24 protein-coding genes are annotated in these 23780 nt (G+C 71.9%); 6 read left to right on the plus strand and 18 right to left on the minus strand.

Annotated elements, in window-relative coordinates; all coding sequences use genetic code 11:
• Positions 1-31: 31 nt before the first annotated feature.
• The gene (locus AC0693_RS01570) at positions 32-1309 is read left to right on the plus strand and encodes an extracellular solute-binding protein (protein WP_478800717.1); all 1278 of its coding nucleotides are present in this window, start codon (positions 32-34) and stop codon (positions 1307-1309) included.
• 16 nt (positions 1310-1325) lie between these two features.
• On the opposite strand, the gene AC0693_RS01575 is transcribed toward AC0693_RS01570, so the two are convergent.
• Complete coding sequence (locus AC0693_RS01575) at positions 1326-1946, minus strand: hypothetical protein (RefSeq protein WP_356404338.1); 621 nt, start codon at positions 1944-1946, stop codon at positions 1326-1328.
• Positions 1947-2148: 202 nt separating this feature from the next.
• Here AC0693_RS01575 and AC0693_RS01580 point away from each other — a divergent pair, with 202 nt between their 5' ends.
• Positions 2149-3291 carry a serine hydrolase domain-containing protein gene (locus AC0693_RS01580; protein WP_478800718.1) on the plus strand — a complete coding sequence of 381 codons (1143 nt, stop codon included), beginning with the start codon at positions 2149-2151 and terminating at the stop codon, positions 3289-3291.
• Here AC0693_RS01580 and AC0693_RS01585 read toward each other — a convergent pair.
• Both AC0693_RS01585 and AC0693_RS01590 read right to left on the minus strand, forming a co-directional pair.
• On the minus strand, positions 3282-3608 hold the full coding sequence (locus AC0693_RS01585) for a nuclear transport factor 2 family protein (RefSeq protein WP_356404334.1): 327 nt from the start codon (positions 3606-3608) through the stop codon (positions 3282-3284). The genes AC0693_RS01580 and AC0693_RS01585 overlap by 10 nt on opposite strands.
• Before the next feature lie 293 nt (positions 3609-3901).
• Positions 3902-5515, minus strand: coding sequence for an MDR family MFS transporter (locus AC0693_RS01590; protein ID WP_356404332.1), 1614 nt, complete (start codon positions 5513-5515; stop codon positions 3902-3904).
• Between the two features lie 117 nt (positions 5516-5632).
• On the opposite strand from AC0693_RS01590, the gene AC0693_RS01595 reads away from it, so the two are divergent.
• Entirely contained in the window at positions 5633-6211 is a 579-nt protein-coding gene (locus AC0693_RS01595) for a TetR/AcrR family transcriptional regulator (RefSeq protein WP_356404330.1), read from the plus strand.
• Positions 6212-6262: 51 nt separating this feature from the next.
• Here the strand turns inward: AC0693_RS01595 and AC0693_RS01600 are convergent, their stop codons facing one another.
• The 14 genes from AC0693_RS01600 to AC0693_RS01665 form a co-directional block, all read right to left on the minus strand.
• Complete coding sequence (locus AC0693_RS01600) at positions 6263-7027, minus strand: OmpA family protein (protein ID WP_478800719.1); 765 nt, start codon at positions 7025-7027, stop codon at positions 6263-6265.
• A 4-nt stretch (positions 7028-7031) separates the two neighbouring features.
• On the minus strand, positions 7032-7616 hold the full coding sequence (locus AC0693_RS01605) for a hypothetical protein (RefSeq protein WP_478800720.1): 585 nt from the start codon (positions 7614-7616) through the stop codon (positions 7032-7034).
• 30 nt (positions 7617-7646) lie between these two features.
• Positions 7647-8288: a pilus assembly protein TadG-related protein gene (locus AC0693_RS01610; RefSeq protein ID WP_478800721.1), complete on the minus strand. Its 642-nt coding sequence runs from the start codon at positions 8286-8288 to the stop codon at positions 7647-7649.
• Positions 8285-8485, minus strand: coding sequence for a hypothetical protein (locus AC0693_RS01615; RefSeq protein WP_478800984.1), 201 nt, complete (start codon positions 8483-8485; stop codon positions 8285-8287). The genes AC0693_RS01610 and AC0693_RS01615 overlap by 4 nt, the downstream gene beginning before the upstream one ends.
• A 122-nt stretch (positions 8486-8607) precedes the next feature.
• Positions 8608-9306: a response regulator gene (locus AC0693_RS01620; RefSeq protein WP_478800722.1), complete on the minus strand. Its 699-nt coding sequence runs from the start codon at positions 9304-9306 to the stop codon at positions 8608-8610.
• Positions 9303-10643 (minus strand): sensor histidine kinase, encoded by a 1341-nt coding sequence (locus AC0693_RS01625; protein WP_478800723.1) that lies wholly within the window; start codon positions 10641-10643, stop codon positions 9303-9305. The genes AC0693_RS01620 and AC0693_RS01625 overlap by 4 nt, the downstream gene beginning before the upstream one ends.
• A gap of 5 nt (positions 10644-10648) precedes the next feature.
• Complete coding sequence (locus tag AC0693_RS01630; protein ID WP_478800985.1) at positions 10649-11539, minus strand: DUF5936 domain-containing protein; 891 nt, start codon at positions 11537-11539, stop codon at positions 10649-10651.
• A 64-nt stretch (positions 11540-11603) separates the two neighbouring features.
• Positions 11604-12542, minus strand: a complete 939-nt coding sequence (locus tag AC0693_RS01635; RefSeq protein WP_356404319.1) for a type II secretion system F family protein — start codon at positions 12540-12542, stop codon at positions 11604-11606.
• Entirely contained in the window at positions 12539-13966 is a 1428-nt protein-coding gene (locus tag AC0693_RS01640) for a CpaF family protein (RefSeq protein WP_478800724.1), read from the minus strand. Before AC0693_RS01640 ends, AC0693_RS01635 begins: the two co-directional genes overlap by 4 nt.
• The gene (locus AC0693_RS01645; protein ID WP_478741128.1) at positions 13963-14346 is read right to left on the minus strand and encodes a TadE/TadG family type IV pilus assembly protein; all 384 of its coding nucleotides are present in this window, start codon (positions 14344-14346) and stop codon (positions 13963-13965) included. The genes AC0693_RS01640 and AC0693_RS01645 overlap by 4 nt, the downstream gene beginning before the upstream one ends.
• An 8-nt stretch (positions 14347-14354) precedes the next feature.
• Positions 14355-14741, minus strand: coding sequence for a TadE/TadG family type IV pilus assembly protein (locus AC0693_RS01650; RefSeq protein WP_478800725.1), 387 nt, complete (start codon positions 14739-14741; stop codon positions 14355-14357).
• 3 nt (positions 14742-14744) lie between these two features.
• Entirely contained in the window at positions 14745-16046 is a 1302-nt protein-coding gene (locus AC0693_RS01655; protein WP_469336002.1) for an AAA family ATPase, read from the minus strand.
• A 7-nt stretch (positions 16047-16053) separates the two neighbouring features.
• Positions 16054-16755 carry a Flp pilus assembly protein CpaB gene (gene cpaB / locus AC0693_RS01660; RefSeq protein ID WP_469317672.1) on the minus strand — a complete coding sequence of 234 codons (702 nt, stop codon included), beginning with the start codon at positions 16753-16755 and terminating at the stop codon, positions 16054-16056.
• 36 nt (positions 16756-16791) lie between these two features.
• Positions 16792-17706 carry a hypothetical protein gene (locus AC0693_RS01665; RefSeq protein WP_469336004.1) on the minus strand — a complete coding sequence of 305 codons (915 nt, stop codon included), beginning with the start codon at positions 17704-17706 and terminating at the stop codon, positions 16792-16794.
• Between the two features lie 360 nt (positions 17707-18066).
• Between AC0693_RS01665 and AC0693_RS01670 the strand changes: the two genes are divergently transcribed.
• Both AC0693_RS01670 and AC0693_RS01675 read left to right on the plus strand, forming a co-directional pair.
• The gene (locus tag AC0693_RS01670; RefSeq protein WP_478800726.1) at positions 18067-19767 is read left to right on the plus strand and encodes a chitinase; all 1701 of its coding nucleotides are present in this window, start codon (positions 18067-18069) and stop codon (positions 19765-19767) included.
• Between the two features lie 127 nt (positions 19768-19894).
• Complete coding sequence (locus AC0693_RS01675) at positions 19895-21235, plus strand: M14 family metallopeptidase (protein ID WP_356404305.1); 1341 nt, start codon at positions 19895-19897, stop codon at positions 21233-21235.
• Between the two features lie 85 nt (positions 21236-21320).
• Here AC0693_RS01675 and AC0693_RS01680 read toward each other — a convergent pair whose 3' ends face one another.
• On the minus strand, positions 21321-22088 hold the full coding sequence (locus AC0693_RS01680; RefSeq protein WP_468462935.1) for an IclR family transcriptional regulator: 768 nt from the start codon (positions 22086-22088) through the stop codon (positions 21321-21323).
• Between the two features lie 306 nt (positions 22089-22394).
• Between AC0693_RS01680 and AC0693_RS01685 the strand changes: the two genes are divergently transcribed.
• The gene (locus AC0693_RS01685) at positions 22395-23759 is read left to right on the plus strand and encodes an alanine racemase (RefSeq protein ID WP_478800727.1); all 1365 of its coding nucleotides are present in this window, start codon (positions 22395-22397) and stop codon (positions 23757-23759) included.
• Positions 23760-23780 lie beyond the last annotated feature (21 nt).

Genomic DNA, 23780 nt, shown 5'->3' on the forward strand with positions numbered 1-23780 from the left:
GGGCTACAAAAGAAACTCGGGGAATTGTCTCGTGCGACGAAGAATGTGCGCAACGGCCGCCGGTGCGGCCGTGCTCGGTCTGCTCGTGCCGCTGGCCGGATGCGGTTCCGGTGCGGGTGCCGACGGTACGACGCTGCGGCTGGTCGCCGCCGAATACGGGGACGCCCCGGGTACCGGCTCCAAGGCCTTCTGGGACAAGATGTCCGGCGATTTCGCCGCCCAGAACCCCGGCGTCAAGGTCGAGGTCACCCTGCTGCCGTGGGCCGACATCGACCGCGAGGTCAGCAAAATGGTGAAGGCGGACAAGGCGCCCGACATGGCACTCATGGGCGCCTACTCCGACTTCGCGGCCGACGGCAAGCTCTACTCGGCCGAGGAACTGCTGTCGGTGAACGCGGAGGCGAACTTCCTGGCTCCGCTGGCCGAGGCGGGTTCGGTCGGCAACACGCTCTACGGGCTGCCCTTCGTGGCGAGCAGCCGCCTGCTCTTCTACAACCAGAGCCTGTTCACCAAGGCGGGTGTCGGCGCCCCGCGGACCTGGTCGGACCTCAAGAGCGCGGCCAAGGCGCTCAAGGACAAGGGCGTCAAGTTCCCGTACGCGCTGCCGCTGGGCCCCGAGGAGGCCCACGCGGAGGCGATGATCTGGGAGCTGAGCAACGGCGGCGGCTACGCCGACAGCAGCGGCAACTACAGCCTCGCCTCCGACCAGAACGTCCAGACCTTCCGCTGGATCAAGGACAACCTGGTCACCCCGGGCCTGCTCGGCCCGGTGCCGCCCGCCCAGCTCAACCGGCAGGACGCCTTCGACGCGTTCGTGCGCGGCGAGGTCGGCATGCTCAACGGCTACCCGTCGCTGCTGCACGAGGCGCGGGCCAAGGGCATGAGCGTCGGCACGGTGACGATGCCCGTCAACGACACCCTGGGCAACGGCGAGACGCCGCCGGCGGTCGGTGTCGCCGACTGGATGATGGCCTTCAAGCAGAACGGCCACCGCGAGCAGATCGGCCGGTTCCTGGACTTCGTCTACCAGGACAAGAACCTGAGCGACTTCGCGAACCGCTACCACCTGCTGCCGTCCACCATCTCCGCCTCCCGCACCCCGGCCGGCGGCGGCCTCGACAAGGGCGACGAGCAGTTCCTGACCGCCCTGCGCGGTGCGCAGCTCTACCCGGTCAACGACCCCTCCTGGGTGACGGTCAGCGACACCATCAAGCGCAACATCGGCCACGCCGTGGACCCGTCCGGCGACCCGAAGGGCGTCCTGGAGGCCATCGCGCAAAAGGCCCGCGAGTCCTCGAAGCAGCGCTGAGGGCGACGACGACCGGCTAGTGCCGCCCGTTGTTGCCGGCGAAGGCCGTGCGGTACTGCTCGCAGCTGGAGTCCCAGCGCAGGCTGCCGCCGAGGGTGCCGTAGCCGGAGCGGGTGGCCTTCCACTCGACCGTGTACTCGCCCGTGTCACAGGCGATGCGCTGGTTCCCCTCGACCGTGGCGCGGCCGGTGGCCGGGCGGCTCTTGGAGTCGCTCGTCACCTGCGCCGCCGTGGTGCCGTCGGCCCGGCGCACCACCGCGTACAGGGTGATGGGGTGCTTGCCGTTCTTGGTGGTGACCGCCTTCTTCACCAGCGTGGAGTCCGACACCGCCCAGGCGAACTCGAACTTCGGCTGCCAGGCCAGCGTCTTGGGGTCGGCCTTCTTCGTCTCCCACTCCGGAGCGCCGGCGGGCCCGGGGGCGGCCGTCGTCTTGTACTGGATCCCGGGGTGGAAGCGGAACTGCGCCTCCAGCTTGTGCATCTCGTCCTTGGTCCACCGGGTCTTCATCGTCTTTTCGCCGCCGGCCGGGTCCTGGAGGAAGGACGTGCCCTCGGCCGCGGAGGCCTCCACGAGGACGGGCGCGAGGGCCGCGGCGGCGGTGGCCAGGGCGAGAGCGGCGATACGGGTGCGCTTCATGCGCTGCCCAACGGGCCCCCGCGCCGCGCCGGAACGACGCCGGGCGCGCGTTCACCCGTACGGGAGCGCGCCGAGGTGACGCATCGCGGCGCGCCAGGAATATGACCCCACCGGACCCCGTTGCGCTGCTGAAGGACCGGCGGGCGAACCGGCGGACCGACGCACCACGGGCCACGGCCCGCGGACCACACAGGGGGACGGCATGGCGGTAGAGGTGCACGGAACGGTGGCGGCGGGCTGGGAGCGGGTGCGGGAGGCGTTCGCGGCCTTCACGACGGGTACCGCCGTCTCCCCCGAGGCGCAGCTGGCGGTGCACCACCGGGGCCGCCGCGTGGTGGACCTGTGGGCGGGCGAGGACACCGGGGCGGACACCCTGACCGGCGTCTACTCGATCACCAAGGGCGCGGCGCACCTGGTGGTGGCCCTGCTCGTGCAGGACGGCGTACTGGACCTGGAGCGGCCGGTGTCGGGGTACTGGCCGGAGTTCACCGGATACGGCAAGGAGCGCCTCACGCTGCGCCAGCTGGTCTCGCACCAGGCCGGTCTGATCAACACGCCGGAGGGCTTCACCCTGGACGAGGTCGCCGACGACGCGCTGATCGCGGCCCGGCTCGCGGCGCAGGAGCCGTACTGGGAGCCGGGAACGGCGTACGGCTACCACGCCTTCGTGATCGGCGCGCTGACCGGTGAGGTCGTGCGCCGGGCGACCGGCAGGACGCTGGCGCAGATCTACGAGGAGCGGATCCGCGCGCCCTACGGGCTGGACCTCTACATCGGCTTCCCGGCGGAGCTGGAGCCGCGCTGGAAGCCGGTGCTGCGGCAGGTGCCGACGGCCGAGGGGATCGCGGCGCTGGCGGGCAGCCCGCTGCCGCCGGAGCTGATGGAGACCGCGTTCAACTGGCACGTCAAGCCGCCGATGGACCTGGTGGCCTACGCGAACCACCCCGCGGTGAAGTCGCGGGGACCCGCGTCGGCGGGCGGCGTCGGCTCGGCGCGCGGCGTCGCGGGGATGTACGCGGCGGCGATCGGCGAGCAGGCCGGGCGGCCCGCGCTGCTGACGCCGGAGACCGCGGCGGAGTTCGCGCGGCTGCACACCCCGGGCGAGGACCGGGTGACCGCGGAGAAGGACCACTTCGGTCTGGGCTTCGAGCGGCAGCCGCAGGTGGGGCCGCAGGCCTTCGGCCACTGCGGGGCCTCGGGCGGGCTGGGCTTCGCCGATCCGGTGACCGGGGTGGCGTACGGGTACACGCGCCGCCGTTTCGGCTTCCCGGGCGGCCTGGGCGCGGAGAACGGGCCGCTGACGGCGGCGGTGCTGGAGGCGGCCCGGGCCGCGGCTCAGGCCTGACGGGTCTCGAAGCGGCGGATCCGGCCCTCGGGCGTGATCTCGAACCGCCAGGAGGTCCGCATCTCGCCCCAGGTGGAGTTGCGGTAGTCGACGACGATGTTGTGTCCGTTGGCGGACTCGGACTCGACGTCCATGTGGCCGTTCGAGTCGAAGATCTCCTTGTCGGTCCACTGCCGCAGGTCGCGCTCCGCGTCGTCGTCGGACATGGTCGCGTCGGGGGTGAGGAGCGCGAGGACCGCCTCCTTGTCACCCGCGTTCACGGCGGTGACGAAGGCGCGGACGGTTGGGTCGGTCAGCTGCTCGGGGGCGATGGTCACGGGGGGCCTCCTGGTCGGCGTACGGACACGGGCGCGGGTACGGACACGGGCACGGCCGCGGCACGGCTGTGACACGGCTGCGGGTGGGCGTACGGACGGTCCGCGTGCGCACGGTCCACCGGTGTGCGCCTACCCGCGCGACCAGGGAACACCGGGGGCGCCGGGCGGGGGCCGACCCTCACCCGTTCGCCACCCGACGGCGTGTCAGGGACGGGCCGCGGGGGCACGGCGAAAGGCCCGGCCCCGCGGAGGTTTCCCTCCGCGGAGCCGGGCCTTCTGCCGTGCTGCGGGTGTCAGTGGGCCAGGGAGGCCTGCGCGGCCGCGGCCGCGGCGCCCTGGTCCGCGTCGCCGTCCTTGGAGCCGCCCGTCGCGGGGCCGGCGCCGCGCAGCGGCACCTCCTTGACGAACCAGGCCGCGACGAAGCCGATCAGCGCGATGGCCGCGCCGAGCAGGAACGCGGAGTGCGTACCGGCGGCCACCGCGTGCTGGTACGCCTCGCGGACCACCGGCTGGAGCTGCGCCAGGTGCGCCGCGTCGAGCTGCGCGGAACCGGACTTCGCGGCGGCGGCGGGGCCGAGCCGGTCGGTCATGGTCTGCGTGACCTGGCTGGTGAAGAGCGAGCCCATCAGGGCCACGCCGAAGGAGCCGCCGAGCGTCCGGAAGAGGGTCGCCGAGGAGGACGCGACGCCCATGTCCTTCATCTCGACGCTGTTCTGCGCGACGAGCATGGTGATCTGCATCAGGAAGCCGAGGCCGGCGCCGAGGACCGCCATGTAGACGCCGGAGACCAGGCGGCTGGTGCCGGTGTCCATCTGCGAGAGCAGGAACAGCCCGACGACCATCAGGGCGCCGCCCGCGATCGGGAACATCTTGTACTTGCCGCTGCTGGTGGTGATGCGGCCCGCGATGAGCGAGACGACCATCATGGACAGCAGCATGGGCAGCAGCAGCAGGCCCGAGTTGGTGGCCGAGGCGCCCTGCACGGACTGCTGGAAGAGCGGCAGGTAGAGCACGCCGCCGAACATCGCGAAGCCGGTCAGGAAGCCGATCACCGACATGAGGGTGAAGTTGCGGTTGCGGAAGATGTGCAGCGGCATGACCGGCTCGGCGGCGCGGGTCTCGACGTAGAGGAAGGCGGCGATGGAGACGACGCCGACGGCGATCAGGCCGATGATCTCGGCGGAGCCCCAGCCGTACTCGGTGCCGCCCCAGGTGGTGACCAGCACGGTGGAGGTGATCGCGAGGGTGAGCAGCGCCGCGCCCAGGTAGTCGATCTTGCCCTGCGTCTTCTTCTTGGGCAGGTGCAGGACGGCGGTGACCATCGCGAGGGCGATCACGCCCAGCGGCAGGTTGATGTAGAAGGACCAGCGCCAGCCCCAGTGGTCGGTGATGGTGCCGCCGATCAGCGGACCGCCGATCATGGCCAGGGCCATCACGCCGGCCATCATGCCCTGGTACTTGCCGCGCTCGCGGGGCGGGATGAGGTCACCGATGATGGCCATGACGCCGACCATCAGACCGCCGGCGCCGAGGCCCTGGATCGCGCGGAAGCCGATCAGCTCGCCCATGTTCTGAGCCATGCCGCTGAGCACGGAGCCGATCAGGAAGATCACGATGGACGTGAGGAACGAGCCCTTGCGTCCGTACATGTCGCCGATCTTGCCCCAGATCGGGGTCGAGGCGGCGGTGGCGAGGGTGTAGGCCGTGACCACCCAGGAGAGGTGCTCCAGCCCGCCCAGCTCGCCGACGATGGTCGGCATGGCCGTACCGATGATCATGTTGTCCAGCATCGCCAACAGCATGGCGATCATCAGCGCGAGCAGTACGACGCGCACACTGCGCGGCTTGGGCCCGTCCGGGGTCACCGCCGCCTCCGCTCCGGGCTCTGCCTGCGATGTCTTGCTCATGTCCGTCCCACTCCCCATGGTGCCCGGGCACTTACTTGCCGCCCGACTAGTTCACTACACTGGGGAAAGTAGACCCGTAACTAGCCGGGCGTCAAGTAAGTAATTGGAGCGTGCCCCATGTCCAGCAGCAGTCCGCAGCCGCGCCGTGGCAACACGCGCCAGCTCATCCAGGACGTCGCACTGGAGCTCTTCGCCGAGCAGGGGTACGAGAAGACGTCGCTGCGGGAGATCGCGGAGCGGCTCGAGGTCACGAAGGCGGCGCTGTACTACCACTTCAAGACCAAGGAAGAGATCCTGATCAGCATCTTCGAGGACACGACGCGCCCGATCGACGAGCTGATCGCCTGGGCCGGGGAGCAGCCCCGCACCCTGGCGACGAAGCAGGAGATGCTGCGCCGCTACAGCGAGGCGATGTGCTCGGGCGCGCAGCTGTACCGCTTCATGCAGGAGAACCAGGCGACGATGCGCGAGCTGAGCATCGGCGAGATCGTCAAGAAGCGGATGCTGACGATGGTCGAACTGCTGCGCACGGAGGACGCCCCGCTCCCGGACCAGGTGCGCTGCGTCAGCGCGATCTTCACCCTGCACGCGGGGATGATGTTCCTCCAGCACGTGGAGGCCGATCCGGAGGAGACCCGGCTGGCCGCCCTGGAGGTCGCCACGGACCTGATCACGCGGGCGCACCAGCACCAGTAGGGGCGGGCGGGGCCGGGAGCCGGGGCGGGGTCCGGGTCCGGTCCCGGGCCGCTACTTGTCGCTGCCGCGGGGGAAGGTGATCTCCACGCGGCGGTTCTTCTTCCGGCCTTCCTCGGTGCCGTTGTCGGCGATCGGGTAGTCCTCGCTGTACCCGCGGATGTCGAAGACGACGGCCGGGTTGGTGACCGTCTTGGCCAGCTCGGCGTGCACGGCGTCGGCGCGCTGCTTGGAGAGCTCCTGGCCGTGCTCGTAGCTGCCCTGGTCGTCGGTGAAGCCGAAGACGCGGACGCGGGTGGCCTTCTGCTGGTTGATCTCGTTGGCGATGGCCAGGATGCGGGCCGCGGCCTGGGCGTTGAAGACGGCGCTGTTCTCGGGGAAGAGCACCTCCGACTGGAGCGCCATCATGACGTTCTGGTTGGTCTCCTGACGCCGCTGCTCCCCGCCGAGGTCTTCCACCACCTCGGCGATGTCGAGCACTTTGGCGGGCGCGAGGGTGCCGCCCTGCGGAATCTTGAGCCCGGGCGAGTTGGAGTCGATGGGCACGGGCGCGGCACTGGACGCCTCTGTGCCGGGGGGCACGGTGCCGGTGGGGGTGGAGCCGGGTGGGGCGGTGCCGGGCGGGGTGGTGCCGCTGGGCGGGGTGGTGCCGCTGGGCGCGGTGCCGGGGGGTGCGGTGGTCGCGGGCGGGGGGCTCGGCTTGTCGTCGGCGTGGGCGCTCGTCGCGCCGAGGAGGTGCGCCCCGGCGATGATCACCACCGTCAGGGTGGTGGCGGCGGCCGCGCGGTGGCCTGTGCGTGTGCGTGCGCGTGTGGTCATGGGGTCACCCGGAGATTTTGATGGTGGCCGTGGCGAAGGTGGGGAGGTTGAAGTCGACCTCCGTGGTGTTGGCGGGGGGTGCGGGGAACTGGGCGAAGAACGGCGTGGTCGCCCCGCGTTGGATGATCACGATTCCCGTCGTGCAGAGGCATCGGCCATCCGTGTCGCGAAGCACGTAGTACCGCTTCTTGCCAGCCTTGTCGATGACGGTTACGCCGGCGATCGATGTGCCGCTTTGCGTGAGTTCGTTGCCCCTCCAAAGCGGCGTCTTCGTATAGTCCGCGGCGCCGCCATTCTTGAACTGGCCGCTCACGGTCAGAAATCCACCGGCATCCCTGGTAGCCGAGTTGATCGTCATGACCATGCCGTCCTCGCCGTTCGAAGTCGCGAGGACCTGAGTGGGCTTCGGGTCACCACTACTGGGAGGCGCCTGCGTGACGCCACCCTGCGGCTGGCTGACGGGTGACTTCTGCGGCTCTTTCGCTTTCTCCTTGGCGTCACCCCCGCACCCGGCCAGTGCAAGGGCCAAGGTCGTGGCCACCACCACGACCGATCCCCCGCGGACCTTTGCCATGTGCCGCATGCTCATGTACGCCGTTTCCTTGTCTCTTGTTCGCCGTCAGTCGACTAGGCGCACGCTGAACAGACCTCTGGCCAGCATGCTCCATTGCTCGGGATGCAGAGGGTCGAAGGTGATGTCAGCACCGCTGTCGCATTCGATCTTGATCGGACCCCCTTTCTCCGCAGCATCGTTCGAAGGTCGGGGCTGGGGCTCACCGCTCGGTTGGCCGGGCAACGTTCCTAGATGGCAACGCGGTTCGATCTGGGCCGTAGCCTCGGCGGTTCCATGGACGCTCTCCGTGCCAGGGACAACCGAACGCCCCACTGTGCCGGTCGTTCGCACCGCAACAGTGAATCGGAGCGCACCGTGAGTACACGTTGCCGCCGTCGCATCGTTCCGGGCGGCGAAGTCCCGAGCGGTACCGCAGGCCCGCCCGGCATCGAGCAGGTTGCCGTCAAGTACGTTCCGCCAATCCTCCGGCTTGAGCTTTGCCAGATCCAGGCCGGGCAACAGCGTGTCCCTCGCCTCTCGAGCCGCACCCAACGCCGCCGCATCTGCCGCACCTTGCGCGTTGCTGCGAGTGACGGCCGCTTGCGCAATAACGAAGAAGGCGAATGCAACGAAGAGCAGACCCACCACCACCACGATATAGATGGGGAAGGCCTGCCCTCGATCGTGCGCGGCGCTACGCCCCGTCACTTGCCAGCCGAGATCGTTCCCACCAAGCCTGCGATCTTCGCAGTGATCAACTGCCCAATACCCGTGCCGATGATCGCGCCGATGATCACTACGACCACCAGGATGATGCCCAGGTACTCGAAGGCCGTCTGTCCCCGGTCCCCCTCGCTCCTGTCCGTCATCCGAAGCCTCGCCTCGATCCACATTTTGAGCAGCATGCTGTTCGGCATGGGCGTTCCCTCCCGGTCCGGTGCCGCTGTCGATTTGCGGACCGTACGGCGTGGGGGTGGGGGAACCCAAGGGTCCCGGGGCCCAATTACGGGCCCAATGCGCTCGGCGTCTACCCATGGCCGGTCACTCCTGGACGGGCGGTTCCCAGCCAGCGGGCTATGGCTTCGCTGCGGGTGGTGCTGTGGAGCTTCGCGAAGATGCGGTTGATGTGGTTCTTGACGGTCTTCTCGCTGATGAAGCAGGTGGCGGCGATCTGCTGGTTGCTCATCCCGGATGCGATCAGGTCCATGACCTCCACCTCCCTCGAACTCAGGCCGTGCGTGCTGTGGTTGTGGGGCTGTATCGAAGACTGTGCCATAGTTCGTTGCTGTTGCGAAGACCCCCGGAGGTCCGCGAGCAGGATGCTCGACGGGGTCGAGGTGAAGTTCGCCCGGCCGCCGTGGGCGTCGCGGACCGCCGAGGTCAGCTGGTCCGGGGTGAATTCGCCGTGGACCAGGTAGCCCGCCGCTCCCAGCAGGAGGGATTCGCGGATGACGTCGGACTCCCGGCTGTACGTCAGCATCAGCACCGGCGCCAGCCGGACCAGGTGGGGAAGGGCGGAGATGCCGTCCACGCCCGGCATCCGGACGTCCAGCAGGACCACGTCCGGGCGGTGGAGGCGGGTGAGGTGCAGGGCGCCGCGGCCGTCGGCCGCTTCCGCCACCACGTGGAGGTCCTCGTGCGTGGCCAGCAGCGCGGCCAGGCCCGCCCGGACGACCGCGTTGTCGTCCGCGATCAGGACCCGCAGGGGGGTCGCGGGGCGTGTCATACCGGGTCCTCCCCCGACGCCGACGCCGACGCCGCGCCCGCGCCCGCGCCCGCCACCGGCCAGGCCCCCGCCCCCGCCCAGGCCCCCGGCACCGCCAGCGTCACCCGGACCTCCGTGCCCGCCGGGGCGGCGCGGGCGATGACGAGGTCCGCGCCGATCGCCGCCGCGCGTTCCCGCATGCCCAGCAGACCGAAGTGGCCGGCCGAGCGCAGTACCGCCGGGGTCGTGTCCGCGGCGGGGCCGCGGCCGTCGTCCCTGACCGCGAGCGTGAGCAGGCCCCCGGTGACGGACGCGGTCAGCGTGGTCCGGGTCGCCCCCGCGTGCCGGCGGCTGTTCTCCAGGGCCTCCGCGGTGATGGCCAGCAGGTGACGGCGTACCCGCGCGGGGCAGTCCGGCAGCAGGTCCGGCGCCACGGCCACGGACACCGCCTCGAACTCCGCCGCGCAGGCGGCCAGTTCCCTGCCCAGCGGCACTCCGGGCGCGGTGTCCGCCGCGCGCAGGTCGCACAGCAGCTCGCGGGATTCCGCCGCCGCGCGCCGGGCGGCGTGGGCGATCAGGGCGGCCTGGCCGCGGACCGCCTCCGGGTCGGTGGTCCGGCCCAGGGCGTCCGCCGCCAGGGCCAGGCCGTGCAGGGTCTTGGCCACCGAGTCGTGCATCTCCCGTGCCAGCCGGGCGCGTTCGTCGCGGACCGCCTCCGCCACCGCCAGCCGGGCCCGGGTCTCGGTCAGGGCGCGCCCCGCCTCGCCGACGCGCAGCAGCAGGCCGCGCAGGCCGGATCCGGCCGCGCCCGCCAGCAGGCACAGGGTGGCCAGGGCCGAGGCGGCGGACAGGTGGTGGGCCAGAGCGGCCACGGCCACCGCCTGGAAGGCCGCGTACAGGGCCGAGCCGCGCCACCCGTGCACCAGCCCGGCGAGCAGCGGGGTGCACACCGCGACGAAGCCGACCGGGGATTCGGGCCCGGCGGTGATCAGCAGCAGCGCGCTGACGGTCATGTCCACCGCGAGCAGCCAGGGGTGGCGCAGCAGCAACGGACCGAAGCGCTCCCAGTCGCGGAACAGGCCGTACGAGAACATGAACACGCTCAGCAGCGCCCCCGAGACCAGCCACAGCGGCAGCCCGGGCGCGGTGCGGGCGAGCGCGAGCGGGGCGCCGAGGGCGATCATCACCAGCCGGAAGGCGAAGACCTGGCGGCACAGGGCCTGGAGCGCGTTCACCTGGAGGGGGAGCGGGACGGGCGGGGGCGGGCCGCCCCCGGGCCCGCGGGCGGCCCCGTACCGCCCGCGCGCGCCCGCCGCGCCGGACCGCGGCGGCGGCCCCGTGAACGACAGTGCGGCCATGGCCCTCACCCGCCCCCCAGGATCGCGCCGAAGTCGACGTTCGCCCCGTAGACGAAGCCGCAGACCAGCAGGATCAGCGTGCCGGGCAGCATGAACATCGTGACGGCGAAGGTCGCCTTGGGCACCGCGCGGGCGGCCCGGCGGCGGGCGTTCTGGGCATCGGTTCGGCGCATGTCCTCGGCGATCGCGATCAGCGTGTCGACGATCGGCGAGCCGAGTTCCTCGCCCTGCTGGAGCGCGGTGACGAACTGCGCGACCTGTTCGGAGTCGTTGCGCCGGCGCAGTTCGTCGAAGGCCTGGCGGCGGCTGACGCCCATGTTCATCTGCTGGAGGGTGATGCACACCTCGTCGGCCCACGGGCCCTCGTACTTGTCCGCGACGCGTTCCAGCGCCTGCCGGAAGCCGAGTCCGGCGCTGACCACGACGGCGAGGACGTCGAGGAAGTCGGGCAGGATCCGTTCGATGTGGTCGCGCCGGACCCGGATCGCCGACCACAGGCCGACCTCGATCCAGAAAAGCCCGAACGCGACCATCAGCAGCGCGGCGACCAGCTGGCCGTTGATCAGCATCGCGAAGGCGCCGAGGGCGCCGAGGGCCCCGTACACCGCGCGGCGCGCCGCGTAGCGGTCGATGGTCAGGCCGGCCGGGTTGCCCGCCATGTCGATCTGGCGGCGCTTGCGGGCCACCCGCTCCCGGCCCATCAGGCGCAGCACCAGCGGCGCCCAGCGGATGCCCAGCCGGTCGACGAGGGAGCCGACGGCGGTGGTGCGGGAGGCGCCGACCTCCAGGGCGAGGGCCAGGTCGGTGGGGAGCGCGGTGTCGGCGCGGTAGAGCCGCAGGCCGTGGAAGGCGCCGAAGACGCACAGGCCGACGACCAGGGCCAGTACGGGCCCGATCCACCCGGTGGCCGCCACCGCGGCGGACAGCGTGACACTCGTGGGGGAAGTCATCCGGCGGCCCTCACACGTCGATCTTGGACAGGCGGCGGATGAGGACGAAGCCCAGGGCGAAGAGGCCGAGCGCGACGAGCACCGCGCTCTGCCCGATGAACGCGCCGGTCATGCGGTCCAGCGCGCCCGGCATCATCGCGTCCACCAGCAGCAGCGACGCCAGCCCGATCGCGGGCACCAGGTAGGCGGTCACCGTGACCTGCGAGAGCTGGGTGCGGATCTCGCGCCGCGTCTCCTTGCGCTGCTCCAGGGTCACCGTCAGGTTGCGCAGGCTGCCGACGATGGCGCCGCCCGCCCGCGCGGACAGCACCAGCGTGGACACCAGGACGATCAGCTCGCGCGAGGGCAGCCGTTCGGCGATCTCCCCCAGGGCCTCCTCGATGGAGTGCCCGACGGCCAGCCGGTCCGCGACCCGGGAGAGCTCCTCGCCCGCGGGCGCCTCCAGCTCTTCGGCGGCGAGGCCGATGGCGGTGCGCAGGGCCAGGCCCGCCTGGGTGGCGTTGGCCAGGATCCGGGCCAGTTCGGGGAGTTGGTTGATGAAGCGCTCGGTGCGCCGGGCGCGCTGCCAGTTCAGGAAGGCGTTGGCCGCCCAGAGGCCGGTCAGGCCGGCCACGGGGCCGAAGAAGGGGGCGAGGAAGGCGGCGGAGAGCAGCCAGACGCCCGCGACGCCGGCCAGGACGGCGACGAAGAACTCGCCGGGGGTCAGGTCGAGCCCGGTCGTGGCGAGCTTCCGCTCGATGCGGCGGCCGAGCGAGGTCGTGCGCAGCCTGCGGTCGACGGCGCGGAAGCGGCGTCGGCGCCCGGTGGGCGGGGGTTCGCCGCTCGCCGAGAGCCGTTCGACGAGGGCCGCGCGCTGGGCGCGTCCGGCGGCGTACGCGTGCGCGCCGAGGACGACCAGCAGGCCGGCCAGCAGGGTGGCTCCGAGGGTCAGGAGCACGAGAGTGTTCACAGGATCGTCCGGGGGTCGAGCGGATCGTGCGGATCGTGCGGGTACGTCAACTCGTGCGGAGCGGGGCGTGCTTGGGACGGGTGGGACGCACGCGCCCCGTACGGCGCCGGGCCGCCGGCGCTCTCCGCCACACCGAAGGCCTGCGGCACCGGCTGGTTGTTCATGTACAGCCGGTCCGCGACCCGGCGGGGCAGCGGGCGGTACTCGAAGTACCCGAGGACGCGGCCGTCCGGCCCCGGCGGCTGGGCGGCGTACCGGCACACCGTGGTGATCCGGAAGGGTTCGCGGCCGTGCGAGTCGAGGACGGAGATCTCGGTGATCCGGCGGGAGCCGTCGGCGAAGCGGGTCAGCTGGACGATGATGTTGACGGCGCTGTTGATCTGGTCTTGGAGCGCCTCGAAGGGGATCTCCACCTCCGACATGGACGCGAGGGTCTGGAGGCGCATCAGGGCGTCCTCGGAGCTGTTCGCGTGGACGGTGGCGAGGGAGCCGTCGTGGCCGGTGGACATGGCCTGGAGCATGTCGAGGGTCTCGCCGCCGCGGACCTCGCCGACGATGATGCGGTCGGGGCGCATGCGCAGGGAGTTGCGGACGAGGTCGCGGATGGTGATGCGGCCCTTGCCCTCGACGTTCGCCGGGCGCGATTCGAGGCGGATCACGTGCGGCTGCTGGAGCTGGAGTTCGGCGGAGTCCTCGATGGTGATGATCCGTTCGCCCTCGGGGATCAGCCCGGAGAGGGCGTTGAGGAGCGTGGTCTTGCCGGTGCCGGTGGCCCCGGAGACGATCACGTTCATCTTCGCCTGGACCAGCCCCGACAGCAGGAGCAGCATCTGCTCGTCGAGCGAACCGAGGCCGATCATCTCGTGCAGGGTGAAGGCGCGCGGAAAGCGGCGGATGGTGAGCGTGGCGCCGGTCAGGGAGAGCGGCGGGATGATGACGTTGACGCGCTCGCCGCTCGGCAGCCGGGCGTCGACCATCGGATTCGCCTCGTCCACACGGCGGTTGACGGTGGAGACGATCCGCTCGATGGTCTGCATCAGCTGCTCGTGGGAGGCGAAGCGCAGCGGGAGCCGCTCGACCCGGCCGCCGCGCTCCACGAAGATCTGGTCGGGTCCGTTGACCATGATTTCCGAGATCGAGGGGTCTTCGAGGAGCGGTTCGAGCACGCCGAGTCCGAGGGCCTCGTCGACGACCCGGCGGATCAGCTGGGCGCGCTCGACGGTGGACAGGACGGGTCCCTCGCGGCTGATGATGTGCCCGAGCACGCGCTCCAGGCGCGCCCGGCGCTCGGCGGGCGCGAGCGCGGACATCTCGGCGAGGTCGATCTCCTCCAGCAGTTTGGCGCGGTACGCGGAGACCAGGCGGCCGTCCTCGCGGGGACCGCGGCTGTCGTCGGGGGTGTTGACCCGGGATCGCAGGCTCATGGTGCGGTCACCTTCGGGTCGTCGTTGGGCATGACCGCGGTGCGGGTGGCGTCGGGGACGTCGAGCCCGGGCACGATGGAGTTCACGGAGATCGTCACCGTCACCGTCACCGCGTCGGCGTTCTTGGAGACCGTGATCGCCGCCCGGGAGGCGAGGCCGCCGCTGATGGCCGCCCGGCCCGCCGCCTCGCCGCCCCCGCCGGTACGGGCCTCCACGCGGGCGGCCGTCCGGGCGGCGGTGTCGGCCTGCTCGTGGACGTAGCCGATCCAGCCCAGCTGGATGCCGCAGAGCCCGACGAACAGCACGATGGGCACGAACCCGATGTATTCGAGGGCCACTTGGCCCCGGTCGGCGCGGCCCCTGATCCGGTACCCCTTCATCGCCCTCCTCACCTCGCGCTCTCCCTGGCCGAGCCGCCCTCGCCGACGAGGGGGACGTCGATGTTCAGCCCCGGGATGAGCACCGGGAGCTTGAGGGTGACGGTCGCCTTGTAGATGTCGCCGGAGGTCCCGCAGTCGGCCTTCATCCCCCAGGCGCCGCCGATGTGCCGGCCGGCCGCGGCCGCGCACGCGCCGTCGCCGCGGGCCGCGCCCGCGCGGGCCGCCTCGTCCGCCGCGTTGCCCGCGAGCGAGAAGGCGTAGCCGATCAGCACGCACTCCCACGCCGCGACCACCAGCAGCAGGATCAGCGGGACCGTCCCCAGGAACTCGATGGCCACCTGCCCCCGGTCGCCCCGCTCGAACCGTCCGCCCGGCCCGCGCCCCCCGGCGCGCACGCCTCAGCCCTCCCCGCCCCGGCGCCGCCACGGTCCCAGCGCGCCCCGGTCGCCGCCGCGGAGCCGGGCCACCCCGGCGCCCCCGCGCACCGCGAGGGCGCCGCCGGGGGCGGCCGCGGGCTCCTCGGCGTCGGCGGCGGTCAGCAGGCCCAGTTCCCCGGCCAGGGTCCACAGGGCCTGCTTGACGGTGGAGCGGTTGTCGAGGTCCTGGACGCGGCCCGCGTCGACGACGGCCTGGAGTTCCTTGAAGGCCGCGGGGACCGGGGTACGGGTGGGCCTGGTCTTGGTGATCTTCTGGATGAGCGGGGGCTGGATCTCGGTGTGCCGGGTCCAGCGGTTGACGACCAGGGAGGTCTCCTCCGCCTTGCGGATCTGGAGCCGTTCCCACATCCGCACCATCCGCTTGGCGCCGCGTACGGCGACCACGTCCGGGGTGGTGACCAGGACCGCCACGTCCGCGCCCTCCACCGCGGTGGCGCTCGCTCCGGTCAGCTGGCTGCCGCAGTCGATGACGACGAGGTCGTAGCGGCCGCGCAGGGCGCCGACGATCTGGCGCGTGGCCCGTTCGTCGACCTCCTCGCCGCGCTCGCCCTCGCCGGGGGCCAGCAGCAGGGCGAGGCCGGAGCGGTCGTCGTACACCGCGTCCTGGAGCACCCGCGGCGAGATGTCCTGGATCCCGGCGAGGTCGGCGATCGAGCGCCGGAACTGCACGTCCAGGTAGGAGCCCACGTCACCCGCCTGGAGGTCCATGTCGACCAGCGCGGTGCGCCGCCCGGAGGCGGCCGCGGCCAGCGCGAACTGGACGGCGGTGAAGGTGGTGCCCACCCCGCCCTTGGCTCCGGTGACCGTGACCACCCGGCCGCCGGGGCCGGGCAGCACGTCCGGTCCGCGGCCCAGGTGGCGGCGTACGCCGACGGACCACTGGGCGGCGGCCTGGACCCGGGCGGCGAGTTCCTCGTAGGCCAGCGGCAGCCCGATCAGTCCGCGCGCGCCGGAGTCCATGGCGGCGGAGAAGAGGCCGGGGCCCGCGCCGGAGCTGACCAGGATGACGCCGACCGCGGGGAAGCGCAGGGCCACTTCGCGGATCAGTTCCAGGGCGGGGACGGGGCCGATCCGTTCGTGGACGAGCACCACCTCGGGCAGCTCGTCCAGCGACTCGGCGGCCAGCCGGGCGAGGGTGTCCAGGAGCGAGGTGGAGTCGGGCACGGGAGCGGCCGGCTCGGCCTCGGGGAGCTGGCTGAGCAGGGTGATGATGGAGCGGGCGGCGTCCGGGTCGCTGACCGCGGGGAGGATTCGGGTGGTCATCCGGGCCTCACTTGTCCCCGTCGAGGGTGTACGTGCGGTCGCTCGGGGCGGGCACCGATTCGGTGCCGGGGGCCACGAGGGCCAGGCGGACGTGCGCCGCGAAGGACTCGGCGTAGGCGACGCGCTGGGTGTCCTTGGTGTTCAGGGCGAAGGTGATCGGGACGACCTCGGCCGGTCCGGTGCGGGTGCCGTCCTTGTCGAGGGAGGTCAGTTTGCCGACGTTGATGACGCGGGCGCTGGCGACGATGATCACCGAGCGGGCGGGGTCGGCTTCCTTGGCGCCCTTGAAGGTGGCGATGATGTTGACCTTGGCGCCGGAGTAGATCTTTCCGGCCACTCCCGTCGCCGCGTCGATCATGATGGCGATCTCCTGCTCCCCGGGCTGGAGCTGCGGCTTGTCGACCACCATGTCGCTCTGGAGCAGCGAGCCCTTGCGTAGGGTGGTGAGCGCGATCTTGTCCCGGACCGCGCCCAGGTCGGTGACGGCGGTGGTGGAGAGCCAGCGCCTGGGCACCTTGATCTCCTCGAACTGGCCCGCGTTCAAGGGGCTGTAGGGCGCTATGTCGCCCTTGGCCCGGTACGCCACCACCTCGGGGCCGACCTTCGAGTTGACGTCGCCGATCACCATCAGCACCCCGGCGATGGCGCCGAGGGCGCACAGGACCGAGAGGAGCAGCAGGATGACGCCGCGGCGCTGGCGTGAGTTCATGGCCGGGACTACCTCGTCGTTCGTCGTTCGGGCCGGTCAGGATCTGGGACGGGACGCGGGGCCGTTCCCGGAGCGGGCTCCGGGGACGGCGGCGGGTGGGGCGACGAGCGGGGCGGCGCAGAATCCGCAGCGGTCGCCGATGAGTTCGGCCCCGCACCAGCGGCACTGCTCGCGGCGGACGGAGGCGACCAGCTGGTAGAGCATGGCGATGTCGGGGATGGCCGCGGCGAACTCGACGAGCTTGCCGGTGGCCCACCAGGCGGGCGAGTCGGCGGGCAGCGGGTTCTCCAGCACCCCCTGCACCTGCCAGGCCGGGGCGAGTTCGGCGGTGACCCAGTCGGAGGCGAGCTGGCCCCGGGCGAAGAGGAGGTGGGTGGCGAAGCCGGGTCCGGGCGGCAGGGCGGCCGCTCCCGCGCCGTGCGCCCCGCCGCCCCCGCCGGAGGAGCCGAGTCTGACCAGGTGGGGTTCGGGGTGGGCGAGTACGGCGAACTGGGCTCCGGGGCTCCAGGACTTTGCGTGCGCCTTGAGGCCGACGGGGATCCGGTCGAGCTTGGCCACGCTCCCCAGCAGGGCGCCCGCGTAGATGTAGTGGGAGAGCAGCCGGGCCGCGGAGGCGATGACCCCGGGGCTGAAGTCGCACACGCTGAGCTGGCGCAGCTGACGCACCAGCAGGGCCGCGCCGAGCGGCGGCAGATCGGTGCCGACGAGCGCGATCCGGTCGCTTTCCAGGATGGCCCGTACGGTGTGCAGCCGGCGGACGGTGGCGACCGGCAGCCAGGACGGTACGACGGCCACCACGTGCCCGTGCCGCTCCAGCAGGGCCGCGGTCTCGGCGAGCGAGCCCTCCAGGTCCAGCTGCGCCGGCGGGCGTAAGACGGCCGCGGCGGGGGTGTGCCGGTCGGGGGCGGGCAGCATCAGATCGGCACTGGTGACAGCGATGGCGGTCGGCATCCGAGTCCCCCTGTTCACCCCGTACGCCCCGGGCGTCGCCGCGGCCCTCGCGTCCGCCCCCGTGCCGCGCGACCGCACGTGACGACGCGCTTCCCCCTTGCCCGAGCACCATATCCGCGTCCTCCCCGGCGGGGCAGGGCCTTGCCGATTCCCGTGCCACGGGCACGTGTCACAGGTGGCCAAAAACCCGAACAACAAGGAACCCGCGGCGCATCAATTCCAGCCAGATCGCGCAGACCCTTGACACCAAGATTGGTCTGGACCAACTTGGCTGCGGGACGCCCCACGTGTCCCGCACCCGCCAACTCCCCACCGCTTTCCCCTTCCCCGCCATCCCACTCCCCCCCACCGGAGTCGTCCGTGAACCGGATCCGCACGCTCGCCCTGCTGGGCGCCACCACCCTCACCGCCGCCGGCCTGACCGCCCTGGCCACCGGCACCGCACAGGCCGCCGACGTCAATGTCGCCCGCAACGGAGGCTTCGAGTCCGGTCTCTCCGGCTGGAGCTGTACCGGCTCCACCGGCGCGGCCGTCGCCTCCCCCGTCTTCGCCGGCTCCGGCGCCCTCAAGGCGACCCCGGCGGGCCAGGACAACGCGCAGTGCAGCCAGAGCGTCACGGTCAAGCCGAACTCGACCTACACCCTGAGCACCCAGGTCCAGGGCTCCTACGTCTACCTCGGCGCGACCGGCACCGGCACCCAGGACGTCTCCACCTGGACGCCCGGCTCGGGCTCCGGCTGGCAGAAGCTCTCCACCACCTTCAGCACCGGCCCGAACACCACCCAGGTGACCGTCTGGACGCACGGCTGGTACGGCCAGCCCGCTTACTACGCCGACGACTTCAGCGTCTTCGGGCCCGACGGGGGCGGCGGCACCGACCCCGGCCCCTCGGTCCCCGGCGCCCCGGCCGGGCTCGCGGTTTCCGGCCAGAGCCAGAACGCGCTCACCCTTTCGTGGGGCGCGGTCAGCGGCGCGAGCGGCTACTACGTCTACCAGGACGGCGTCCGGGTCAAGACGGTCACCGGAGCCACCTCCGCCCAGCTCCAGAACCTGGCCGCGTCCACGACGTACTCGCTCCAGGTGAGCGCGTACAACCAGGCGGGCGAGGGCCCGCGCTCGGCGCCCGTCAGCGCCACCACCACCGGCGGCGGGGGCGACCCTAACCCGAACCCGTCCGTGCCCAAGCACGCGCTGACCGGCTACTGGCAGAACTTCAACAACGGCGCGACCGTCCAGAAGCTCTCCGACGTGCAGGCGCAGTACGACATCATCGCGGTCTCCTTCGCCGACGCGACCTCCACGCCCGGCGCCATCGCCTTCAACCTCGACTCGGCCGGGCTCGGCGGCTACACGGTCGCCCAGTTCAAGGCGGACGTCGCGGCGAAGAAGGCGGCCGGGAAGTCGGTCGTCCTCTCGATCGGCGGCGAGAAGGGCACCATCTCGGTCAACGACTCCGCCTCGGCCAACAACCTGGCGAACTCGGCCTACGCCCTGATGCAGGAGTACGGCTTCAGCGGGATCGACATCGACCTGGAGAACGGCCTCAACCCGACCTACATGACGCAGGCGCTGCACTCCCTGGCCCAGAAGGCCGGCCCGTCCTTCGTCCTGACCATGGCCCCGCAGACCATCGACATGCAGTCGACGCAGGGCGCCTACTTCAAGACGGCGCTGGCGGTCAAGGACATCCTCACCGTCGTCAACATGCAGTACTACAACAGCGGCTCGATGAACGGCTGCGACGGCAAGGTCTACTCCCAGGGCACGGTGGACTTCCTCACCGCGCTGGCCTGCATCCAGCTGGAGGGCGGCCTCGCCCCCTCGCAGGTGGGCCTGGGCGTCCCGGCCTCGCCGAGCGGCGCGGGCAGCGGCTACGTCTCGCCGACCGTCGTGAACAACGCGCTGGACTGCCTGGCCAAGGGCACGAACTGCGGTTCCTTCAAGCCGTCCAAGACCTACCCGGGGCTGCGCGGCGCGATGACCTGGTCGACGAACTGGGACGCCAAAGCGGGTAGCGCTTGGTCCAACGCGGTGGGTCCGCACGTCCACGCCCTGCCGTAGCGGGTACCTGTGGGGGTGGCCGAATCCCGGCCCGTGACCGGTTTCCGACTCTTGACCGGGACATGCCACGGGCGGACGCTGCATGCGTCCGCACGGCTACCCCCACACTCCCCACCCAGGAGAACGCATGCGGCTCCACGCCCGCCGAAGGGCCGCCGTCACGGCGGCCCTGCTCGCGCTCGCGCTCGGTGCACCCGCCTACGGCATGAGCGCGGCCACGGCCTCGCCCCCGCCCACGCCGTCCACCCAGACCCAGGACGAGGCGATCGTCCAGTACCGCATCCACGGCCCCTCTTCCGCCGTCGACCGGACGGCGCTGCTCGCGACCGGCGTCTCGATCGACGAGGTCGACGACCACACCGTCGTGGTCAGCGCCGACACCATGCAGGCCAAGACCCTGCGCGCCCGCGGCTACGAACTGACCGCGCTGGCCGGCCCGCCGGACCGCTCGATGCCCGGCATCGCCGCCCTCCCCTTCGACTTCCCCTCGGCCGACTCGAAGTACCACAACTACGCCGAGGCGAACGCCGAGATCGACCAGGACATCGCGGCCTATCCCGGCATCATGAGCAAGCAGGTGATCGGGAAGTCCTACCAGGGCCGCGACATCGTCGCCATCAAGATCAGCGACAACGTCGCGACCGACGAGAACGAGCCCGAGGTGCTCTTCACCGCGCACCAGCACGCGCGCGAGCACCTCACCGTCGAGATGGCCCTGTACCTGCTCAAGGAGTTCGGCTCCAAGTACGGCAGCGACTCCCGGATCACCAACATGGTCAACGGCCGCGAGATCTGGGTGGTTCCCGACCTCAACCCCGACGGCGGCGAGTACGACATCGCCTCCGGCTCCTACCGGTCCTGGCGCAAGAACCGGCAGCCCAACTCCGGTTCCTCGTACGTCGGCACCGACCTGAACCGCAACTGGAACTACAAGTGGGGCTGCTGCGGCGGTTCCAGCAGCAGCAAGAGCTCGGAGACCTACCGCGGCGCGGCGGCCGAGTCGGCCCCCGAGGTCAAGGTCGTCGCGGACTTCGCCCGCAGCCGGGTCATCGGCGGCAAGCAGCAGATCAAGGCGTCCATCGACTTCCACACCTACAGCCAGCTGGTCCTGTGGCCCTACGGCTGGACCTACAACGACACCGCCCCCGGCCTGACGGCGGACGACCTCGCGGTCTACAAGAAGATCGGCACCAGCATGGCCGCGAGCAACGGCTACACCCCCGAGCAGTCGAGCGACCTGTACATCACGGACGGCACGATCGACGACTACCTGTGGGGCGCGCAGAAGATCTTCACCTATACCTTCGAGATGTACCCCGGCGAGTCCGGCAGCGGCGGCGGGTTCTACCCGCCCGACGAGGTCATCGACCGCGAGACCGCGCGCAACAAGGACGCGGTGCTCCAGCTCCTGGAGAACGCCGACTGCATGTACCGCTCGATCGGCAAGGCGGCGCAGTACTGCCCGTAGGCGTAACGATCACGGCCCGCGCACCCACGCGTCCGCACGTCCGCACGGGGCGCCCCTCCACCACGGGAGGGGCGCCCCGCCCGCGTCAGCGCTCCTCGTCGACCGGTGGGGACCCGGAACCCGCGTACTCCCGGCCGATGACCTCGGCGCTGCGCCGCACCAGCGGCAGCAGGTCGAGCAGTTCCTCGGCGGAGACGACCACATTGGGCGCGGACACCGACATCGCGGCCACGACCCGCCCGTCGGCCCCGCGCACGGGCGCGCCCACGCAGTTGATCGAATCCTCGTGCCCGCCGAGATCGGCGGCCCATCCCTGGTCCCGTACGAGCGCCAGCTCGCGCAGGAAGGCATCGGCGTCCGGCACCGACCGGGCCGTGTAGCGGGGGTACTCGATGCGCGCGGCCAGCGCGCGGCGCTCCGCCTCCGGCAGGTCGGCGAGCAGCACCTTGGAGACGGCGGCGACGGTCAGCGGGACGGGTTTGCCGATGCGCGAGTACATGCGGACCGGGTAGCGGCTGTCGACCTTGTCGATGTAGACGACCTCGTCGTCCTGGTGGACGGCCAGGTGCACCGTGTGCCCGGTCCGGGCGCCGAGTTCGGCGAGGTGGGGGTGGGCGATCTCGCGCACGTCCAGGTTCTCGACGGCCTCGGCGGCGAGCGCGAAGAGGTGCGCGCCGAGCCGGTAGCGCCCGTCGGGCTGCCGGTAGACGAGCCCGTGCGCGTGCAGGGTGCGCAGCAGGCGCAGCGCGGTGCTCTTGTGCACGTCCAGCTCCCGCGCGACCTCCCCCAGGTCCGCCGCCCCCCGCGCGAGCAACGGCAGAATGCCGAGCGCCCGGTCGACCGACTGGCTCATACGGCGTCCTTTCGTCCAGCACGTCCAGCCCCGCCGGCCGCGCGCCAGGCACCCCAGCGGAACCACATCCAGCCCCGCCGGCCGCGCGCCAGGCACCCCAGCGAAGCCACATCCAGCCCCGCCGGCGTTTGAGGCGCCCCCGGAGGGAACGGGCAAGGCCCGCACCCGCACACCACACCACACCCGGACCACCGGCCCGGCCCCGGCCCGGACGGGCCACGTTGACCCGCCGTCACCAGGGATGTTAGACAGCGGGAGCCACCACCCGCAACGACCGTTGCCGCTCACGCAACGCGAGGAGGCACCATGCCCCACGCCCCCGCAGCCGCCGCCAGGCCCACCGCCGACGCCGTCACCCGCCTCGCCGACGAACCGGTCGACCACCGCTTCAAGGGCCTCCCCCCGGACGCCGAAGCAGCCGGCCTCACCGTGGGCCAGCTGGCCGCCCAGCGCCGCGACCTGCACACCGGCGGGTTCACCACCCCCGTCCTGACCCTGGACGCCGACGCCCTCGCGCACAACCTCGCCCTCCTCGGCCACTACGCCGCCCGCCACGGCCTCGCCTTCGCCCCGCACGGCAAGACGTGCATGTCCCCGCAGCTCTTCGAGCGCCAGCTGGCCCACGGCGCCTGGGGCATCACCGCCGCGATGCCGCACCAGGCCCGCGTCTACCGCGCCTTCGGCATCCAGCGGATCTTCCTGGCCAACCAGCTCGTCGACCCGGCCGCCCTGCGCTGGGTCGCCGCCGAGCTGGCCGCCGACCCCGAGTTCCGGTTCGTCTGCTACGTCGACTCCCTGCGCGGCATCGAGCTGATGGACCAGGCGCTGACCGAAGCGGCAGCCGGTGCGGGGGCGGCTCAGGCACCGGGCGCGCAGCCGGTCGGCACCCGCCCGGTCGACGTCGTCATCGAACTCGGCGCGGGCGAGGGGGCCCGTACCGGCGCCCGGACCGAGGAGGAGTGCCACGCGCTGGCGGCGGCGGTCGCCCGAACCGCCACCCTGCGCCTGGTCGGCGTCGCGGGCTACGAGGCCGAGGTCCCCGGCGCCGACGCCGCGAAGGTCACCGCCTGGCTGCGGCGGCTGAGCGCCCTGACCGTCGCGCTGGACGCGGAGGGCCGGTTCGGCGCCCTCGCCCCCGGCGAGGAGATCGTGCTGAGCGCGGGCGGGAGCGCCTGGTTCGACAGCGTCGCCGAGGTCTTCGCCGAGCTGCCGCCGCTGTCGGCGCCCGTCCTCAAGCTGCTGCGCTCCGGCGCCTACGTCTCCCACGACCACGACTGGTACGGCAAGCTGACCCCCTTCAACCGGGTGCCCGAGGAGGGCCGGCTGCTGCCCGCCTTCCGGCTGTGGGCCCAGGTCGTCTCCCGGCCCTCCCCCACGCAGGCCTTCCTGAACGCGGGCAAGCGGGACGTGGCGTACGACCTCGGGCTGCCGGTGCCCGAGCGGGTGCGCGGCGCCCGCGACGGGGCGGAGCGCCCGGCCGACGGCGTGCGCCTGGTGAAGCTCTCCGACCAGCACGCCTGGCTGGAGAGCGACGCCGCCGCGGACCTGGAGGTCGGCGACCTGGTGGGGCTCGCCATGTCCCACCCGTGCACGATCTTCGAGAAGTGGCAGCTGATCCCGGTCGTGGAGGCGGACGGCACGGTCGGCGAGTTCGTCCGGACCTTCTTCTGAGCCGCGCACGCCCTGATCCGC

It is taken from the genome of Streptomyces sp. NPDC043876, assembly GCF_056435825.1.

Excerpts from the sequence above, each read along its gene's own strand:
- AC0693_RS01675 (WP_356404305.1), top strand. The coding sequence starts at position 19,895 with ATGCGGCTCCACGCCCGCCGAAGGGCCGCCGTCACGGCGGCCCTGCTC.
- AC0693_RS01590 (WP_356404332.1), bottom strand. The coding sequence starts at position 5,515 with ATGAGCAAGACATCGCAGGCAGAGCCCGGAGCGGAGGCGGCGGTGACC.
- AC0693_RS01640 (WP_478800724.1), bottom strand. The coding sequence starts at position 13,966 with ATGAGCCTGCGATCCCGGGTCAACACCCCCGACGACAGCCGCGGTCCC.
- AC0693_RS01645 (WP_478741128.1), bottom strand. The coding sequence starts at position 14,346 with ATGAAGGGGTACCGGATCAGGGGCCGCGCCGACCGGGGCCAAGTGGCC.
- AC0693_RS01620 (WP_478800722.1), bottom strand. The coding sequence starts at position 9,306 with ATGACACGCCCCGCGACCCCCCTGCGGGTCCTGATCGCGGACGACAAC.
- AC0693_RS01625 (WP_478800723.1), bottom strand. The coding sequence starts at position 10,643 with ATGGCCGCACTGTCGTTCACGGGGCCGCCGCCGCGGTCCGGCGCGGCG.
- AC0693_RS01615 (WP_478800984.1), bottom strand. The coding sequence starts at position 8,485 with ATGCTGCTCAAAATGTGGATCGAGGCGAGGCTTCGGATGACGGACAGG.
- AC0693_RS01685 (WP_478800727.1), top strand. The coding sequence starts at position 22,395 with ATGCCCCACGCCCCCGCAGCCGCCGCCAGGCCCACCGCCGACGCCGTC.
- AC0693_RS01580 (WP_478800718.1), top strand. The coding sequence starts at position 2,149 with ATGGCGGTAGAGGTGCACGGAACGGTGGCGGCGGGCTGGGAGCGGGTG.
- AC0693_RS01575 (WP_356404338.1), bottom strand. The coding sequence starts at position 1,946 with ATGAAGCGCACCCGTATCGCCGCTCTCGCCCTGGCCACCGCCGCCGCG.
- AC0693_RS01665 (WP_469336004.1), bottom strand. The coding sequence starts at position 17,706 with ATGCCGACCGCCATCGCTGTCACCAGTGCCGATCTGATGCTGCCCGCC.
- AC0693_RS01600 (WP_478800719.1), bottom strand. The coding sequence starts at position 7,027 with ATGACCACACGCGCACGCACACGCACAGGCCACCGCGCGGCCGCCGCC.
- cpaB (WP_469317672.1), bottom strand. The coding sequence starts at position 16,755 with ATGAACTCACGCCAGCGCCGCGGCGTCATCCTGCTGCTCCTCTCGGTC.
- AC0693_RS01605 (WP_478800720.1), bottom strand. The coding sequence starts at position 7,616 with ATGAGCATGCGGCACATGGCAAAGGTCCGCGGGGGATCGGTCGTGGTG.
- AC0693_RS01595 (WP_356404330.1), top strand. The coding sequence starts at position 5,633 with ATGTCCAGCAGCAGTCCGCAGCCGCGCCGTGGCAACACGCGCCAGCTC.
- AC0693_RS01680 (WP_468462935.1), bottom strand. The coding sequence starts at position 22,088 with ATGAGCCAGTCGGTCGACCGGGCGCTCGGCATTCTGCCGTTGCTCGCG.
- AC0693_RS01655 (WP_469336002.1), bottom strand. The coding sequence starts at position 16,046 with ATGACCACCCGAATCCTCCCCGCGGTCAGCGACCCGGACGCCGCCCGC.